We start from the raw sequence: 17517 nt of genomic DNA, 5'->3' as shown, positions 1-17517 counted from the left end.
ATGTGCGGCGCAACGCCGGTCAGCTGCGTGACTTCGCCGATGGTGCGAAAGGCGGTGTCGGATTTGGACGCGGCGACACGCTCGCGGTCCGAGCCCTCGCCGGCCGGGCTCACCGGCGGGTCACGCTCAATCCGCGGCCATGATGCGATCACGCATCATCTGGCTGGCACGGAAGGTGAGCACGCGGCGCGGTGCGATCGGCACCTCGACGCCGGTCTTCGGATTGCGGCCGATCCGCTCGCCCTTGTCGCGCAGCACGAAGGTGCCGAAACCGGAGATCTTGACGTTCTCGCCGTGCGACAATGCCTCGCACATCTTGGCCAGGATCTGCTCGACCACGCGGGCGGAATCGGCGCGCGAGAGGCCGATCTGCTTGTGCAGCGCCTCGGCCAGGTCGGCCCGCGTCAGCGTGCCCGCATCCGTCATGCTCATCGGTTCCCCCACATGCCTGTTTTCCGGTGGTATAAAGCCGAAGCGACTTTGTCGACTGCGCAGGTGTACCCGTTACGGTACAACCGTCTGATCAGACGCGCAGCACCGCCGCGCCCCACGTGAAGCCGCCGCCCATTGCCTCCAGCACCACGAGGTGGCCGGGCTTGATCCGGCCGTCGCGCACCGCGGTGTCGAGCGCGAGCGGAACCGAGGCGGCGGAGGTGTTGGCGTGCTGGTTGACCGTCACGATCACGCGCTCGGCCGGCAGCCCGAGCTTGCGCGCGGTCGCGTCGAGGATGCGCGCGTTCGCCTGGTGGGGCACGACCCAGTCGACCTGATCGGGGGTAAGGTCGATACCCTTCAGCGCCTCCGCCATCACCGCCGACAGGTTGGTGACGGCGTGGCGGAATACCTCGCGTCCCTTCATGCGAAGCTTGCCGACCGTGCCGGTGGTCGAGGGACCACCGTCGACGTAGAGCAGTTCGTTGTGACGCCCGTCCGCGTGGAGCTTGGCCGCCAGAATGCCGCGCGCGCCGGGGCTCGACACGTCGTCGGCGCTCTCCTGCGCTTCGAGCACGATCGCGCCCGCGCCGTCGCCGAACAGGACGCAGGTGGTGCGATCCTCCCAGTCGAGGATGCGGCTGAACGTTTCCGCGCCAATGACGAGCGCGCGGCGGTGCGCGCCGACACGGATCATGCTGTCCGCCACCTGCACCGCGTAGAGGAACCCCGAGCAGACCGCGGCGACGTCGAAGGCAACGCAATCGTCGATGCCGAGCAGCGCCTGCACCTTGGTCGCGGTCGCCGGAAACGTCTGGTCGGGCGTTGCGGTGGCGAGGACGATCAGGTCGATATCCTGCGCGGCGAGCCCCGATGCGGCGAGCGCGGCCTTAGACGCGTCATAGGCGAGCGTCGCGGTGGTCTCGTCAGGGCCGGCGAGGTGGCGGAAGCGGATGCCGGTGCGCTCGACGATCCACTCGTCGCTGGTGTCGATCTGCTCGGCCAGCTCGGCGTTGGAGACGCGGCGCGCGGGCAGCGCGGAACCGGTGCCGATGAGAACCGAGCGGATCATGCGGCAGCCTTCGCGTCGATGTTGCTCAAATCCTCGGCAATGCGGCGCGCGAGGTCGGATTTCACCATCTTGGCGGCGTTGCCGATCGCGGTGGCGACGCCGATCTCGTTCGCGCTGCCGTGGCTTTTGAGCACCAGGCCGTTCAGCCCGAGGAAGACCGCGCCATTGTGGTTATTCGGATCGAGATGGTTGCGCAGCAGGTCGGTCGCGGGGCGCGAGATCAGGAAGCCGATCTTCGATCGCGCCGAGCTGGAAAAGGCACGGCGCAGCAGGTCGGCGACGAAGCGCGCGGTGCCTTCCGCGGTCTTGAGCGCGATGTTGCCCGAGAAGCCGTCGGTGACGATCACGTCGTGGTCGCCGCGCGACAAACGGTCGCCCTCAACGAAGCCGGTGAAATCCATCGGCAGGTGGGTCGCGGCGCGCAGCATCTGTGCTGCGTCCTTGATCTCGCCGGTGCCCTTCTGGTCCTCGCTGCCGATATTGAGCAGCGCGACGCGCGGTCGATCGAGTTCGAGCACGATCCGGGCATAGGCAGCACCCATGACGGCGAATTGCGTCAGGTTGCGCGCGTCGCACTCGGTGTTCGCGCCGAGGTCGAGCATGACCACGTCATTGTCGCCGAGCGTCGGTAGAAGCGCGGCGAGCGCGGGGCGGTCGATGCCGGGCATGGTGCGCAAGCTGAGCTTCGCCATCGCCATCAACGCGCCGGTATTGCCCGACGACACTGCGGCGCCGGCGCGCCCCTTTTTCACGCAGTCGATCGCCACGCCCATCGACGAGGTCTTTGAGCGGCGCAGCGCCTGGCTCGGCTTTTCCTCGCCCGCGATCACGTCGGCCGCGTGGATGACCTCGGATGCCTGCGACAGGTTCGGGTGACGCGAGAGACCGGCGCGAATCGCCGCCTCGTCGCCGACCAACAGGAAGCGCAGGCCGTCGTGCAGGCGACGCGCACGCGCAACGCCCGCCAGCATGACCTCCAGCCCCTTGTCACCGCCCATCGCATCGATGGCGATCACGGAACTGTCGGACATGAGACGGGGCACTCCAATCGAACGCGTCAATTCAACGCGCTAGTCAAACGCGGGCGCGAACGCGAAGGGTCCGCGCCAGGCCCTTCAGCCCTCGACCGAGACGATCTCGCGGCCGTTATAGTGACCGCAGGCGGTGCACAGATTGTGCGGACGCTTCAGCTCGCCGCAGTTCGGGCATTCCTGAAACGCCGAGATCGACAGCGCGTCGTGCGAGCGACGCATGCCGCGGCGTGAGGGGGAAGTCTTTCGCTTAGGGACGGCCATTTCGGCACCTTGATCCAAGTGTTACGTATTGAACGACGCACGCCGTACCGGTCACCCGAACGGCCGGCACGAGGGCGACCGCGGCAGGCAGCCGCACATCGGCACGCATCGCGAAGTGACGCGCCTATAGCCAATTCTGCCAGCGTTGCAACCGGGTGGCGGTAATGTCACGTTTGGCCAGCACAGGAAAAGGGCCGTTCACATGCTGCTACCGATGACGCTGACGATCGCGGCGGCGTGCGCCGCGATCAACATCTGGCTCGCGCTGCGCGTGTCGCAGCGGCGGATAAAGGGCAAGGTGATGATCGGCGATGGCGGCGCGGGGCCATTGCAGGCCGCGGTGCGCGCGCACGCCAATTTCGTCGAATATGCGCCCTTCGTGCTGATCCTTCTGGCGGGTATCGAACTCGCGGGCGGCTCGCCGACGTGGCTGTGGGTGGCGGGCGCGGTGTTCGTGGTCGCGCGGGTGGCGCACGGGCTGGGCATGGACCGCGCCGCGCCCAACCCGCTGCGCGCGGGCGGGATCGTCGGCACCTGGGTCGTGCTCGCCGGGCTGGCCGTCTGGGCACTGGTGCTCGTCTACAGCCCGGACGCGCGCACGGACGGCGCGATCACGACGGTGCCGATCGACGCCACGCGCGGCTGAACGCGCGTCGCCGCGCCCGAGTCGCGATCAGGCGGCGAGTGCGCGGTCGCTGACGAACATGTTATGCTGCCGCTCGTGCGCGAAGGTGCTGGGCTTGCCATGGCCGGGGATGAAATGCGTGTCGCCGAGCGGCCACAGCTTGGTCACGATCGATTCGATCAGCTGCTTGTGATTGCCCTGCGGCAGGTCGGTGCGCCCGACCGAGCCCTGGAACAGCACGTCGCCGACCTGCGCGAAACACGACGGCGCGTGATGGAAGATGACATGGCCCGCAGTGTGGCCCGGCGTGTGGTAGACGTCGAGCGTCAATTCGCCGACCGTCACCGTGTCACCGTCGACCAGCCAGCGGTCCGATTCGGTGTTGACGCCGCGGATACCCCATTGGCGCCCGTCGTCCTCCAGCCGCGCGAGCCAGAAGCGGTCGTCCTCGTGGGGACCTTCGATGCTGACGCCCAATTCATCGGCGAGCGGGCGCGCTTCCCCGGCGTGGTCGATATGCCCGTGCGTCAGCAGCACCTTCTCGACCGTGACACCCGCCTGCGCGATCGCCGCCCTGATCCGCGGCAGGTCGCCGCCGGGATCGATCACCGCCGCGCGCATCGTCTTCGTGCACCAGATCAGCGTGCAATTCTGCTCGATCGCCGTCACCGGGATGATCGCGGCGCGTAACGGAGGCGTGTTGGTCGTCATGGATCGTCTCTTACGTCGTTCGGGAGCAATGTGACAGAAGTGGGGGCAGGGAGACACGGCAACAATCGCGGTTAATCCGAGCGCTACCGGGCGAAACACGCCTTCGTGCGCTTGCCGGGTGCGTAACGCACGGGCATCACGCGGACCGGATGCGGATCGAGCCCCCTTACGTCCTGCTGGACGACGCGCGCGACGGCGGCGCGCCCGCGCGGCTGTATCGCAATCCGCGGGTGACGCTGACGGCGTACGCGCTCGATGAGATCGCGCCGCTGCTGAACGCGGTTCGCGCACACGGCGGCGATGCGGCCGGGTTCGTGTCGTACGAGGCGAGTGGCGCGTTCGAGCCCGCAGCGGCCGCGACGCGTGCCGGCGACGCGCCGCTCGCCTGGTTCGGGCTGTTCGACGGTTACGAGCGTGTCGACGTGCCGGCGCTGCTGCCCGACCCAGCCGGCGCGTGGATCGGTACACTCGAGCCGCGGGTGACGCGCGCCAAGTATGACGCGATGTTCGCGCGCGTGCAGGCGCTGATCGCCGCGGGCGACCTGTACCAGGCAAACCTGACCTTTCGCGCCGATGTGGCGGTCGCGGGTGATCCGCTGGCGCTCTACGCGCGGTTGCGCGCCGCGACGCGCGGCGGGTGGAGCGCAATTGTCGCGACCGGCGGGGCGACGTTCCTGTCCTTCTCGCCCGAACTGTTCTTCGCGCTGGAGGGCGATCGCCTCACCTGCCGCCCGATGAAGGGCACCGCGCCGCGCCTGACCGATCCGCAGGCCGACTCCGATGCCGCCACCGCGCTGGCGAGCGATCCCAAGCAGCGCGCCGAGAACCTAATGATCGTCGACCTGATGCGCAACGACCTGTCGCGCGTCGCGGTGGCGGGCAGCGTTGCAGTGCCCGAGCTGTTCGCGCTCGAACGTTACCCGACCGTCCACCAGATGACCTCCACCGTCACCGCGACAAAGGCGCCCGGCGTCGACGCGCTCGACGTGCTGTCGGCGCTGTTCCCGTGCGGGTCGATCACCGGCGCGCCCAAGGTCCGTGCGATCCAGGCGCTGGACGCGATCGAGGCGGACGCGCGCGGCGTCTACACCGGCGCGATCGGGCGGATCGACGCGAACGGCGACGCGATGTTCAACGTCGCGATCCGCACGCTGGCGCTGTCAGCGGACGGCACGGGCGCGACGATCGGGCTGGGCGGCGGCATCGTCGCCGACTCGACCGCCGACGCGGAATGGGACGAGGCGCTGGCGAAGGGCGCGTTCCTTGTCCGCGGCGAACGCAGCTTCGACCTGATCGAGACGATGGCGTTCGACCCGATGGAGGGGATCACCCTGATCGAGCGGCATCTGTCGCGGCTGAAGGACAGCGCGGCGACGCTCGGTTTCGCATTCGACCGCCATGACGCGCGCAACGAGTTGCAGGCCGCGACCTTCCGCCTGCGTGAGCCGGCACGCGTGCGGATGCTGCTGGCGAAGAGCGGCGCGGTGGCGATCCAGGTGTCGCCGCTGCCCGCCTCGCCGACGGTGCCCTTGAGGGTCGCGGCCGTCCCGCTGCCCGTCTCCCCCGCCGACTGGCGACTGCGCCACAAGACGAGCGACCGCGCCTTCTACGATGCGGCCAGGCGCGCGAGCGGATGCGACGAGGTGGTGTTCGTCGCCCCCGACGGCACGCTGACGGAAGGGAGCTATACCTCGCTGTTCGTCGAACACGGCGGCGTGCTGCTGACGCCGCCGGCGGGTCCGCTGCTGCCGGGTGTGCTGCGCGCGGAGTTGCTGGACACGGGCCGGGCGCGCGAGGCAGTGCTGCACGGCGGCGACCTTGCCAATGGGTTCCTGCTCGGCAACGCGCTGCGCGGTCTCATGCCCGCGAGGCTGGTCACCGCACATCCCGCAGTTGCGAAATAACCGTGCGCGTTCCATAGGCCCGCACGCATTTTCCGTACAGGAAGGGTAACGCCTGTGAAGACCTCCGCCGCGCTCGATCGCATCTCGCCCTCGCCGACGCTCGCGATCACCAGCCGCGTGATGGAGCTGAAACGCGCGGGCGTCGACGTGATCGGGCTGGGCGCGGGCGAGCCCGATTTCGACACGCCCGAGTTCGTCAAGGAAGCCGCGATCCAGGCCATCCGCGATGGCCGCACCAAATACACCAACGTCGACGGCACGCCCGAGCTGAAGGACGCGATCGTCGCCAAATTCGCGCGCGACAACAACCTGACCTATACGCCGCAGCAGATCAGCGTGAACGTCGGCGGCAAGCACACCTTGTTCAACGCGCTGGTCGCGACCGTGGAGGCGGGCGACGAGGTCATCATCCCCGCGCCCTATTGGGTCAGCTACCCAGACGTGGTGCAATTCGCGAACGGCACCCCGGTGGTCGTGCCGGCGGGCGCGGAATACGGCTACAAGCTGACGCCCGAGATGCTGGAAGGCGCGATCACGCCGCGCACCAAGTGGGTGATCCTCAACTCGCCGTCGAACCCGACCGGTGCTGCCTACACGGTCGACGAGTTAAAGGCGCTGGGTGCGGTGCTCGAGCGCCACCCGCATGTCTGGGTCTTCGCCGACGACATGTACGAGCACATCGTCTACGACGACTTCCGCTTTGCGACGATCGCGGAAGTCTGCCCGTCGCTGTACGAGCGCACGCTGACGGTGAACGGCTGTTCGAAGGCGTATGCGATGACCGGGTGGCGGATCGGCTTCGCCGCCGGCGCGCCGTGGCTGATCAAGGCGATGGCGAAGCTGCAGTCGCAGTCGACCAGCAACCCGTGCTCGATCGCGCAGGCCGCCGCGGTCGCCGCGCTGACGGGCGACCAGTCGTTCCTGGCCGAGCGGGCGCACGCATTTCAGGCGCGGCGCGACCTGGTGGTTGCGATGCTCAACGAGGCGGACGGGATCACCTGCCCGACGCCCGAGGGTGCGTTCTACGTTTATCCGAGCGTCGCGGGCGTGATCGGCAAGACGACGCCCAAGGGCCAGCGGATCGAGAGCGACAGCGATTTCGTCGGCTATCTGCTCGACGACGCGCGCGTGGCGGCGGTGCAGGGAGTCGCGTTCGGCCTCTCGCCCGCGATACGGATCAGCTACGCGACCTCCGAAGCGCTGCTGCGCGAGGCGTGCACCCGCATTCAGCAGGCCTGCGCCGCGCTCCGCTGATGCGGGCGATCAGCGCACGAGCGTAAACGATCTCTTTCGATTGTTGCTGTATCGGCGGGTGTCTGGTGCCCATATATCGCTGGCAGATGAACGGGTGAACCAGCGTCGGTTCATCCGCGCTCACCTAAAGCCACGTTAGACGGAAACCAGTGCCGCGGCGCGCGTTCGGGACGGACGGGTGGGCGGTTCGCAGCAGGATGTTCACGATGCTTCGCCTGTTCAAGACCAGCTTCTTCTGGCAGTTCGCCGGCGGGTTCGCCGTCGGCGCGGTTGGCCTGTTCGCGCTGCAGCCCGAGGCGGTGGCGCAATCGGGCGCGCACGTGGTCCAGCCGGCTCCGATCCACGCGACGCGCTGACCTCTGGCAGCGCGCAAGTCGCTGACCTATATCAGTTTCATGACATTTCGCCCCCTCCTCGCCGCCGCGCTGATGCTCAGCGCATGTGGGACCGCACAGGCGGAGCGCGCGGTGCCGATCCCGGCCGCGGCCGTGGACGTGCCCGCCGCTGGGGGCGTGCAGACCGCGGTACTCGCCGGCGGATGCTTCTGGGGCATGGAAGCGGTGTTCGAGCACGTGCGCGGCGTGAAGTCGGTGACCGCGGGCTACGCCGGCGGCACGCGTGCGACCGCGAACTATCCGGCAGTCAGCAGCGAGACGACGCGGCACGCCGAAGCGATTCGCATCAGCTACGATCCGCGACAGGTCAGCTACGCGACGCTGCTGCGCGTGTATTTCTCGATCGCGCACGACCCTACGCAGGTGAACCGGCAGGGGCCGGACAGCGGCACCAGCTATCGCTCGGCGATCTTCCCGCAGACACCCGATCAGGCGCGCGTCGCTGCGGCGTACATCCGCCAGCTGAGCAACGCGCACGCCTTTCCGCGCGCCATCGCGACCAAGATCGAGCGCGGCGCCTTTTTCCCGGCCGAGGCGTATCATCAGGACTTTTACGACCGGAACCCGACGCACCCGTATATCGTGACGTGGGACAAGCCCAAGGTCGCGGCGTTCCGTGCCGGATTTCCCAAGCTCGCGGTCTGAACGGCACGCGTCAGAGAGGGCGTGCTTCTTCGATCAGCATGACCGGCACGCCGTCGCGGATCGGATAGGCGACGCCGGCAGCGTCGGAGATCAACTCGCCTGCCTCACGATCGTATCGCAGCGGCGCGCGCGTCACCGGACAGACGAGTTTCTCGAGCAGCCACGGGTCGAGCTCGCCCGACGGGAGCACCGCGCTCACTGGAGCGTCACCCGCTCGTCGCCGTCGTGGCGACCGAAGAATTGCATCAACTGCACCAGCAGCTCGCAGCGCGCCGAGATGCCCTTGCTCTCGAGCAACGCCTGCTTCGCCGCGACGTCGAACGGGGCAATCTGCGCGACGCCGTTGACCAGCGCGGCATCGTCCAACCGCCCGACCGATTCCCAATCGACCGCGTAGCCGAGCGCCTCGGCGAACCGTTTCGATTCGAGTTCGAGCGACGAGCGCTCGCCCAGTGCCAGCGTCTGGTCGTCCTCGACCGGCAGCAGCTCGGCCTCGACCTGGCGGAACGCGGTCGAGACATCGAGCTCGTCGGTCACGCGGAACAGCGCCACGCCTTCGAGGATCAGGTTGTAGCGTCCGTCCTCCATCGCCTCGAACTCGGCAATGCGCCCGACGCAACCGACGTCGAACAGATCGGGGTCCTGCGGGTCGCTGTCGGGGCGCGGCTGGATCATGCCGATGCGGCGGTCGCGCGCCATCGCGTCGGACACCATCGCACGGTAGCGCGGCTCGAAGATGTGGAGCGGCAGGTGCATGCCGGGGAACAGCAGCGCTCCGGGCAGCGGGAAGATCGAGAGCCGCGTGCGCGTCATCCGAACAGGATCGCCGACAGCCGGCGGCGCTGCGCCGAAACCCACGGGTCCTCGAGCCCGACGACCTCGAACAGCTTGAGCAGCTGCGTCCGTGCCGCACCCTCGTTCCACGCGCGGTCAGCGGCGGTGATGTGGAGGAAGTTGTCGGCGGCGGCGTCGCGGTTGCCCGCGGCCATCTGCGCGTTGGCGAGGTCGAAGCGCGCTTGGTGATCTTCCGGGTTCGCCGCCACGGCGGCCTCCAGCGGGGCGAGATCGTCGACCGCGGGGGCGGAGCGCGCCAGCGCCAGCGCGGCGCGCGCGCGCTCGATGTCGGGCAGCTTTGCCAGATCGTCGGGCAGCGCGGCGATGATCGCCTCGGCCTCGTCGGTCATACCAAGCGCCACGAGCGCGCGGACCCGGCCCGAGACGACCGCGTGATGCTCGGGCGCCATCTCGGCCAGCTGGTCGAAGATCGACAGCGCGCGTTCAGCGTCGCCAGACGCCAGCACCTCCTCGCCCATCTGGACGAGCGGTTCGAGCTCGGCCTCCTGCGACTGCGCCTCGCCCTGGATCGGCAGCTGACGCAGCAGCTGGTCGAGCATCGTGCGCAGCTGCGATTCGGTGCGCGCGCTGGTCAGGTCGGCGACCAACTGTCCCTGGAACATCGCGTAGACGGTCGGGATCGACTTGATCTGGAATTGCGCGGCGATGAACTGGTTCTTGTCAGTGTCGACCTTCGCCAACACGACGCCCTTGTCGGCATAGGCCGCGGCGACCTTTTCCAGCACGGGGGTCAGCGCCTTGCACGGCCCACACCATTCGGCCCAGAAATCGATGATCACCAGCTTGGTCATCGACGGTTCGACGACCTCCGACCGAAACGTCTGAATGGCCTCTTTCTCGGCCGGTGACATGCCTAACGTCGCCAAGGGCTGCTCCTGTTCGCGTGCGGCCCTTATGTGGGAACGGGGACGGGGATACAAACCCCCCTCCCCGCTCGTTTGCGTCGCGTCAGAACGCCGCGCTGATCGAGAACAAGGCGGTCGACCCTGCGATCGAGCTGCCGTTCTTGGTGCTGGCGAAGTTTGGCTTCAGGTAAGCCGACTCGCGGTTTGAGATATCGGTGTCGATATAGGCCGCGCTGAGCGTCAGCGGCGTTCCCGGAATGGCGAGATCGGCGCCGAGCAACCAGTCGAGATACTCACCCGTCGGCGCGGGGCTGGTGCCGTTCGGTCCTAGGCCCGAGTTGCCCTTCGAGTAACCCAGATGCGCCTTGAGCGTCACCGGCGTGGTCGGAATCGCAGCGGCAGCGTCACCCCATAGATAAAGGTTGTCGTTCTTCTTGTTGGGGCGATTGGGGATGCCGGTCGCGTAATCGGCAGCGGAATTGTACCATTTGCCGATCGCCTCCTGCTTGGGCGCATAGGCGACACCGACCAGCACCGTCGCGGGGCCGACCGTGCCCGACAATTTGGCGAACGGCTCGGCGAAGTCGGTCTTCGATGCGCCGCCGGGATACATGTACCACGTCAGGCCGACGTCGAGTGCCGCGCCGCCGCCGATCGGCATCTTGTACCCGCCGATCAGGTCGAGCTCCATGTTCGAGCCACCGAACGTACCCCAGCCGGCGAGGTTCGATGCCCAGGCGCCGCCGTACAGTCCGCTCTCGTGCGTGATGGTGATCCCGCCCTGGATCGCGCCTTCCTTGTCGGTTTGCGACACGCCGCGCAGGCGGTAGTCGGTCAGAAGCGCGACGCTTCCCGTCACGGTGACGGGCTTGGGCGGGGCGGTTTCCTGCGCCAGCACAGGGGTTGCGACGGCGGACAGCGCCAGCGCGGATAACAGAACGTACTTCATGGGAACCTCCTTGTTGTAGAGGCTCCTCCTGCTTGCCGGTACGCGTTGCTCTCACCCGTGGATTATCATCGATCGGGCGGGCAGTGCTGCACCTGCGAAGGGGAAGCTATCGGGCGTTCCTCTTCACATCAAGCGGCAATGTGGCTCAGTGCGCCGTCGCCGCGGTGAGCGTGGCGATCCGGCCACTCGCACCCGTCACATCGACGCTGCCGCCCGCCTGACGGCGCCGCTGCAACCAGTCGCGCAGCATCTCCGCGCTGGTGTGGTCGACCGCGCGCAGCCCCGAGACGTCGAGCGCGACCGGCGTCCCCGCGGGTGCGCGGTCGAGCGTGTCGGACAGTTTGGGCAGCGTCAGGAACGTCGCGGTGCCATTCAGCGCGATCGCGTGGCGATCCGCATCGCCGCCCTCCACCACGCGCAGCCGCAGCCGGCTGAGGTGCGGGACCAGCTCCAGCGTGGTCAGCGCGATGCCGACCAGCACGCCGGTCAGCAGATCGGTCGTAACGACGGTGATCAGCGTCGCCGCCCAGATCAGCACCGGCAGCAGGCCGTGGTCGCGCATCAGATGCCGCGCGTGGTCGAGGCTGACGAGGCGGAAGCCGGTGACGACCAGGATCGCACCCAGCGCCGCCATCGGGATCTCGCGCAGCAGCCACGGCAGCAGTGCGACGAAGCCGAGGATCCACGCGCCGTGCAGGATCGCCGACGCGCGCGTCACCGCGCCCGCCTGCACGTTGGCCGACGAGCGCACGATCACGCCCGTCATCGGCAGCGATCCGGCAAGGCCGCACAGCATGTTGCCGACGCCCTGCGCGCGCAGTTCCTTGTTATAGTCGGTGCGCACGCCGTCGTGCATCTTGTCGACCGCGGCGGCCGAGAGCAGCGTCTCGGCCGAGGCGATGAACGCGATCGCGAGCGCGGCGGTCAGGATGGCGGGATCGAGCCACTGCGCCCAGAAGCCGGCGGCGGGCGGCGCGATCGCGGCAGTAATCGACGCGGGCACCTGCACGCGCGCCACGTCGAGGCCGAGCGCGACCGCCAGCAATGTGCCGGTCAGCACGCCAACCAGCGCGCCCGGCAGCAGCCGCAGCGAGGCGGGCCGAAATTTCTCCCACGCCAGCATCGCCGCGATGGTGGCGAGGCCGATGCCGAACGCGATCTCGGTCGCCTGGAGATTGAACGGCGACAGGCCGAACAGCCGCGCGGGCGCCGCCGACAGGTTCTGCAATCCGCTGGGCAGCGGCTTGGCATCGAACAGGACGTGGAACTGCCCGGCGACGATCAGCACGCCGATGCCGGCGAGCATGCCGTGCACCACCGCAGGCGAGATCGCGCGGAACCAGCCGCCGAGGCGGAAGATGCCCGCCGCCAGCTGGATCGCACCCGCGAGCAGCAGGATGGGGCCGAGCGCGCTCAGCCCCTGATCGCGCACCAGTTCGTAGACAATGACCGCGAGGCCCGCGGCTGGACCGCTGACCTGGAGCGGCGAGCCCGCGAGCATGCCGACGACGATGCCACCGATGATGCCGGTGATCAGCCCCTTCTCCGGCGACACGCCCGAGGCGACCGCGATCCCCATGCAGAGCGGCATTGCGACCAGGAAGACGACGATCGACGCGGTTAGGTCACGCGCGAAGAACTGGCGCGAGGGAACCGACACGCCGGGCCGGGCGATCACCTCGTGTTTCATCGCGCCGCCCCCTCGACGACACCGGCACTGCGAGCACGACCACAAGCCACGAGCGACTCTCCCATCCAACCGAATGTGAACGAGTATCAACCGGGCGTTGCTGCTGCTCGGCGCAGCTGTGTTATTGTGTGTCGCTGTGTCGTTGTGTGTCCAACAGGCTGATGCATGCTTCCAGCCCGCCTTCTGCGCGGTTCGAGAGCGTCAGCGTGCCGCCCTCGTCCGCCACTGCCTTGGCAACGATCGAAAGGCCGAGCCCGAACCCAACCGTGTCGCGTCCGCGCGCGGGATCGAGCCGGACGAAGGGTTCGAGCACCTCGCGCAGTTTGTCCTCGGGGATGCCGGGGCCATCGTCGGCGACGCGGATCACCACGCCCGTATCCTCGCGCGCGAGCGTCAGCGTGACGCTGCTGCCGTAGTGAAGCGCATTCTCGACCAGGTTGGTCATCGCGCGCTTGATTGACAACCGGCGCACATGCAGCTCGAGGTGGTCCGGCCCCTCGTACACCGCGTCGGCGCCGCGATCGGCGGCGTCGTCGATCACCGTTTCGCACAGCACCGCCAGGTCGACCATCGACGGCGCTTCGGGCTCGGCACCGCCCAGAAAGGCGAGCAGCGAGGTGATCATCGCCTCCATCTCGGCGACATCGTGCAGGATCGCCTCGCGCGTGTCGTCGCGCGGCAGCGCTTCGGTGCGCAGGTGAAGCCGCGCGAGCGGAGTGCGCAGGTCGTGGCCGACCGCGGCGAGCGCCTGCGTCCGCCCCGCGATCAGCGCGCGGATGCGTTCCTGCATGTCGTTGAACGCGCTGATGACGCGGCGCACCTCGCCGGGGCCATCGACCTCGACCGGCTCGACCGCGCCGTGCCCGACGCGGTCGGCGGCGGCGGCGAGCATGCGAAGCGGGCGGAAACTGCGCCTGAGCGCGACGCCCGCCAGCACCATCAGCGCGATCGCCGGGATCAGCGCCAGTGCGATCCGCTCGGCGGCGAAGCTGAGCCCGCCGATCGGCGCCAGCGTGCGGAAATAAACCCAGCTGCCGTCCGCCAGCTGCATGCCGCCCGTCACCACCGAGCGGCGTCCGGGCGACAGCAGCCGCAGTTGCAGGTTGGCGTTCTGCAGGCTCGGCTCCCATTCGAGCACCTGGCGCTGCATTTCATCGAGCGCGGGGGCGATCCTGGGCGTCGGGTGCGGCGTCGGCGACCAGGTGAGCGCGTAGCGGTCGGTGGTCAGCTCGGCCGCCATCGTGCTGCGGCCCTGCGGCGGACGCTCGGCAAGCAGGCGGCGGCTGATCACCAGATGCTCGGCCAGCCGGTTGGCCTCGTCGTCGCGCACCGCGAAACCGCTCGCGCGCTCGTACAGGATTGTGCTCGCGCCGAACTCGATCAGCAGCGTGATGAGCAGGATCGCGACGACCTGCCCGAGCAGCCCGAAGGCCGGGCGCCGGAGCAGCCGCAAGCGCTTACTGGCGCTCGACCGCGACGTTCAGCATGTAGCCGACGCCGCGCACGGTGACGATCGGCGCGGGGGTTCCAGCGCTACCCAGCTTGCGCCGCAGCCGGCTGACCAGCACGTCGATCGAGCGGTCGGAGCTGTCGCCCAGCCGCGTGCGCGACAGTTCGATCAACCGTTCGCGCGCGATCACGCGCTGCGCGTGATCGGCGAGCACGACGAGCAGGTCGAACTCCGCACCGGTCAGATCAACGATCGCACCCGTCGGGCTGGTCAGCTCACGCCGGGGCAGGTTGATCGTCCAGCCGTCGAAGGTCAGCACGCCCTGCTCGGCATTGCCCGCCAGCCGATCCATCGGCGGGCGGCGCAGCACCGCGCGGACGCGCGCGACGAGCTCGCGCGTGCCGAACGGCTTTGCGATGTAATCGTCCGCGCCCAGCTCCAGCCCGACGACGCGGTCGGTCTCGCTCGCGCGCGCCGACATGAAGATGATCGGCACGTCGCTTTTCTGCCTGAGCGTGCGGCACAGATCGATGCCGCTGGTGCCCGGCAGCATGATGTCGAGCAGCACGAGGTCGACGGGGCCATTCTCCAACGCGAGCCACATCTCGGGCGCGGCGGAGGCGGGACGGACGAGGAAGCCGTTCTCCTGCAACGCACGCGCGGTCAGCATGCGAAGCGACGGATCGTCCTCGACGAGCAGGATGGTCGGGGCGGTCATGGCTACAGGCGGGTATCGGTCAGGTTGATCGCGGTCAATCAAGGTGAGCCGATCATTTGCCCGCCGCGGCCCTTTTGCCGTGCAAAAAGTGGCGGGCGCGCGAAATTGGCTATTGCCGACCCCTGGGGGCGATGCTAGTGGCGCCGCTCCCCGATCGGAACGGCTTCTCGCCGACCGATCCGAAGACGCCAGAGCGGGCGTAGCTCAGGGGTAGAGCACAACCTTGCCAAGGTTGGGGTCGAGGGTTCGAATCCCTTCGCCCGCTCCAGCGTGTTGCCGCGAAATAGCGGCGCTATTTCGCGAACCAGCAACACGCCCGGCCAGCGACGCATTGCGTCGACTGACGACGCGGCTTCGCCGCGGCGGGCCCGTCAAGCAGACAGACGGAATGGAAACGCGGCAACAGCAAAGGGCATAGGCCCCAATCCTAGCCTTATCAAAGAAGCCGGCGCTCTGACCGCCGGCCCCGGCTTAGCTCGGTTCGTCGTCGTTCACAGGGATGCGGAATGCTTGCCCTTTAGGCTTGCAGATCCGCGTCCCGTTCCGAAGCGTGATGCACTGACGGAAGATATAGGTCTTTCCGTCGTCACGCATTGCCTTATCGGCCATGGAACGTCTCCTAGAAGGGGAGGACTTGACCCCTCCGTCAGAGCGTGCGATTCGCGCCTTTGCACAGGATGCTTCGCGTCGCTTGACGTAGAAGTCTCGGGGAGGTCGGCCGTTAGGTCGACCTTCTTCGATTCCGGCATTGCCGGTCTTGCATCTAGCTATCGCACCTCCTCTGATTCTGTGTCTCCAAGCATTCCATACGACCAACTGCACTCCTGCGCAACACTCTGGACTCCGAATTCACTTGCCTGAGTGGAATTTTAAGACTTTATTGACGGTAATTTGCGAGGGCTGAGGCATGGATGAGTTTCTGCGTCTTGCATATGAACGACGAGAGCGCCTGCGGAGGGAGCTAAATCTCGTCGATCGTCTCATAGCAGAGCACGAGCAATTAGACTCCGGCACTCGCCGCATCGCTCCGGGTAATTACGAGTTGGAGTTGATGCCTCCGACACGCGGTAAGCGGCGCGGCCGCGCAGGGGTGGATAACAGCACGCTCCTTGATGCCGCAGAGCAGTTGATCCTTGCGGAAGGCAAACCTTTATCGAGAAGCCAGCTACTTACTCGTCTAGAGCAAAATGGCTTTGAATTCGTCGGGGCTGATAAAGCGAAGGTTTTTGGGACGAACCTTTGGCGATCACGCCGTTTTATCAGTCTAAAAGGACTTGGTTATTGGCCGGAAGCGCACCAGCTTCCGGCCGCATATCGCGCTGTCGAACAGCGATCATCAATGTTGAAGGGTTAGGTTTCACTCCGCCGGCAGGTAAACCTCCCCACCCTTCTCACGGAACCGCTCGCTCATCTCGGCCATGCCGGCCTCCGCCTCACCCGCCGCGACGAACGTTTCGACCGGCGCGTTCTGCTTGGCGGCGAAGTCTCTCACCTCCTGCGTGATCTTCATCGAGCAGAATTTCGGCCCGCACATCGAGCAGAAGTGCGCGGTCTTGGCGCCTTCGGCGGGCAGCGTCTGGTCGTGGTATTGCTCGGCCGTCTCGGGGTCCAACGACAGGTTGAACTGGTCGCGCCAGCGGAATTCGAAGCGGGCGCGTGACAGCGCGTCGTCGCGCATCTTCGCGGCGGGGTGGCCCTTGGCGAGGTCGGCGGCGTGCGCGGCGAGCTTGTAGGTCACCACGCCGACCTTGACGTCGTCGCGGTCGGGGAGGCCCAGATGCTCCTTGGGCGTGACGTAGCAGAGCATCGCGGTGCCGTACCAACCGATCATCGCCGCACCGATGCCGCTGGTGATATGGTCGTAACCCGGCGCGATATCGGTGGTCAGCGGCCCGAGGGTATAGAAGGGCGCCTCGCCGCACGCCTCCAGCTGCTTGTCCATATTCTGCTTGATCTTGTGCATCGGCACATGGCCGGGGCCCTCGATCATGACCTGCACGTCCTGCGCCCAGGCGCGCTTGGTCAGCTCGCCCAGCGTGTAGAGCTCGGCGAACTGCGCCTCGTCATTGGCGTCGGCGATCGCGCCGGGGCGCAGGCCGTCGCCCAGCGAATAGGCGATGTCATAGGCCTTCATGATCTCGGTGATCTCGTCGAAGCGTTCGTAGAGGAACGACTCTTTGTGATGCGCGAGGCACCACTTCGCCATGATCGAGCCGCCGCGCGACACGATGCCGGTGACGCGCTTCGCGGTCAGCGGGATGTAGGGCAGGCGCACGCCCGCATGGATGGTGAAATAGTCGACGCCCTGCTCGGCCTGTTCGATCAGCGTGTCGCGGAAGATTTCCCAGGTCAGCTCCTCGGCGATGCCGCCGACCTTTTCCAGCGCCTGATAGATGGGAACCGTGCCGATCGGCACCGGCGAATTGCGGATGATCCATTCGCGCGTGTCGTGGATGTTGCGGCCCGTCGACAGGTCCATGACCGTATCCGCGCCCCAACGGATCGACCAGACCAGCTTGTCGACCTCGGACGCGACGTTGCTGGCGACCGCCGAATTGCCGATATTGGCGTTGATCTTGACCAGGAAGTTGCGGCCGATCGCCATCGGCTCGGATTCGGGGTGGTTGATGTTGTTGGGGATGATCGCCCGGCCGCGCGCCACTTCGTCGCGGACGAA

At 67.5% G+C, this 17517-nt stretch carries 19 protein-coding genes and 1 tRNA gene; 7 read left to right on the top strand and 13 right to left on the bottom strand.

Annotated features, from left to right (window positions below; all coding sequences use genetic code 11):
- Positions 1 to 126: 126 nt before the first annotated feature.
- The 4 genes from QZ847_RS09500 to rpmF form a co-directional block, all read right to left on the bottom strand.
- Entirely contained in the window at positions 127 to 426 is a 300-nt protein-coding gene (locus QZ847_RS09500; RefSeq protein ID WP_093006899.1) for an integration host factor subunit alpha, read from the bottom strand.
- 97 nt (positions 427 to 523) lie between these two features.
- Positions 524 to 1504: a beta-ketoacyl-ACP synthase III gene (locus tag QZ847_RS09495; protein WP_294355954.1), complete on the bottom strand. Its 981-nt coding sequence runs from the start codon at positions 1502 to 1504 to the stop codon at positions 524 to 526.
- Positions 1501 to 2535 (bottom strand): phosphate acyltransferase PlsX, encoded by a 1035-nt coding sequence (plsX, locus tag QZ847_RS09490; RefSeq protein ID WP_294355952.1) that lies wholly within the window; start codon positions 2533 to 2535, stop codon positions 1501 to 1503. Before plsX ends, QZ847_RS09495 begins: the two co-directional genes overlap by 4 nt.
- An 84-nt stretch (positions 2536 to 2619) precedes the next feature.
- On the bottom strand, positions 2620 to 2799 hold the full coding sequence (gene rpmF, locus QZ847_RS09485) for a 50S ribosomal protein L32 (RefSeq protein ID WP_093006719.1): 180 nt from the start codon (positions 2797 to 2799) through the stop codon (positions 2620 to 2622).
- A gap of 202 nt (positions 2800 to 3001) precedes the next feature.
- Between rpmF and QZ847_RS09480 the strand changes: the two genes are divergently transcribed.
- On the top strand, positions 3002 to 3445 hold the full coding sequence (locus QZ847_RS09480; protein ID WP_294355950.1) for an MAPEG family protein: 444 nt from the start codon (positions 3002 to 3004) through the stop codon (positions 3443 to 3445).
- Between the two features lie 27 nt (positions 3446 to 3472).
- On the opposite strand, the gene QZ847_RS09475 is transcribed toward QZ847_RS09480, so the two are convergent.
- Entirely contained in the window at positions 3473 to 4135 is a 663-nt protein-coding gene (locus QZ847_RS09475) for an MBL fold metallo-hydrolase (protein ID WP_294355949.1), read from the bottom strand.
- Between the two features lie 149 nt (positions 4136 to 4284).
- Between QZ847_RS09475 and pabB the strand changes: the two genes are divergently transcribed.
- The 4 genes from pabB (at position 4285) to msrA (ending at position 8333) form a co-directional block, all read left to right on the top strand.
- Positions 4285 to 6039, top strand: a complete 1755-nt coding sequence (gene pabB / locus QZ847_RS09470; RefSeq protein ID WP_294355946.1) for an aminodeoxychorismate synthase component I — start codon at positions 4285 to 4287, stop codon at positions 6037 to 6039.
- Between the two features lie 54 nt (positions 6040 to 6093).
- Positions 6094 to 7293 carry a pyridoxal phosphate-dependent aminotransferase gene (locus QZ847_RS09465; protein WP_294355944.1) on the top strand — a complete coding sequence of 400 codons (1200 nt, stop codon included), beginning with the start codon at positions 6094 to 6096 and terminating at the stop codon, positions 7291 to 7293.
- 206 nt (positions 7294 to 7499) lie between these two features.
- The gene (locus QZ847_RS09460) at positions 7500 to 7649 is read left to right on the top strand and encodes a hypothetical protein (RefSeq protein WP_294190797.1); all 150 of its coding nucleotides are present in this window, start codon (positions 7500 to 7502) and stop codon (positions 7647 to 7649) included.
- Positions 7650 to 7688: 39 nt separating this feature from the next.
- A complete protein-coding gene (gene msrA, locus QZ847_RS09455; protein WP_294355942.1) occupies positions 7689 to 8333 on the top strand; it encodes a peptide-methionine (S)-S-oxide reductase MsrA in 645 nt (214 codons plus the stop codon).
- Positions 8334 to 8343: 10 nt separating this feature from the next.
- On the opposite strand, the gene QZ847_RS09450 is transcribed toward msrA, so the two are convergent.
- From QZ847_RS09450 to QZ847_RS09420, 7 genes are all read right to left on the bottom strand, one after another.
- Positions 8344 to 8532, bottom strand: a complete 189-nt coding sequence (locus QZ847_RS09450; RefSeq protein ID WP_294355940.1) for a Trm112 family protein — start codon at positions 8530 to 8532, stop codon at positions 8344 to 8346.
- Positions 8529 to 9146: an LON peptidase substrate-binding domain-containing protein gene (locus QZ847_RS09445; protein WP_294355938.1), complete on the bottom strand. Its 618-nt coding sequence runs from the start codon at positions 9144 to 9146 to the stop codon at positions 8529 to 8531. Before QZ847_RS09445 ends, QZ847_RS09450 begins: the two co-directional genes overlap by 4 nt.
- Complete coding sequence (locus tag QZ847_RS09440; protein WP_294355936.1) at positions 9143 to 10039, bottom strand: tetratricopeptide repeat protein; 897 nt, start codon at positions 10037 to 10039, stop codon at positions 9143 to 9145. The genes QZ847_RS09445 and QZ847_RS09440 overlap by 4 nt, the downstream gene beginning before the upstream one ends.
- 97 nt (positions 10040 to 10136) lie before the next feature.
- Positions 10137 to 10982: a TorF family putative porin gene (locus QZ847_RS09435; protein ID WP_294189951.1), complete on the bottom strand. Its 846-nt coding sequence runs from the start codon at positions 10980 to 10982 to the stop codon at positions 10137 to 10139.
- A 145-nt stretch (positions 10983 to 11127) separates the two neighbouring features.
- Positions 11128 to 12672: a SulP family inorganic anion transporter gene (locus QZ847_RS09430; protein WP_294355934.1), complete on the bottom strand. Its 1545-nt coding sequence runs from the start codon at positions 12670 to 12672 to the stop codon at positions 11128 to 11130.
- Positions 12673 to 12793: 121 nt separating this feature from the next.
- The gene (locus QZ847_RS09425; protein WP_294355932.1) at positions 12794 to 14125 is read right to left on the bottom strand and encodes an ATP-binding protein; all 1332 of its coding nucleotides are present in this window, start codon (positions 14123 to 14125) and stop codon (positions 12794 to 12796) included.
- A 4-nt stretch (positions 14126 to 14129) separates the two neighbouring features.
- Positions 14130 to 14840 (bottom strand): response regulator transcription factor, encoded by a 711-nt coding sequence (locus QZ847_RS09420; RefSeq protein ID WP_019515425.1) that lies wholly within the window; start codon positions 14838 to 14840, stop codon positions 14130 to 14132.
- A 193-nt stretch (positions 14841 to 15033) separates the two neighbouring features.
- On the opposite strand from QZ847_RS09420, the gene QZ847_RS09415 reads away from it, so the two are divergent.
- Positions 15034 to 15108 (top strand) — tRNA-Gly (locus QZ847_RS09415).
- A gap of 639 nt (positions 15109 to 15747) precedes the next feature.
- Positions 15748 to 16194, top strand: a complete 447-nt coding sequence (locus tag QZ847_RS09410) for a hypothetical protein (RefSeq protein WP_294355930.1) — start codon at positions 15748 to 15750, stop codon at positions 16192 to 16194.
- Between the two features lie 3 nt (positions 16195 to 16197).
- Here QZ847_RS09410 and thiC read toward each other — a convergent pair.
- On the bottom strand, positions 16198 to 17517 hold a 1320-nt coding region (gene thiC, locus QZ847_RS09405; RefSeq protein WP_294355928.1), incomplete at its 5' end, for a phosphomethylpyrimidine synthase ThiC.

The sequence above is a fragment of the uncultured Sphingomonas sp. genome (assembly GCF_913778135.1).
Taxonomy (GTDB): Bacteria; Pseudomonadota; Alphaproteobacteria; order Sphingomonadales; family Sphingomonadaceae; genus Sphingomonas.
This window is presented reverse-complemented; position numbering and strand designations above follow the sequence as displayed.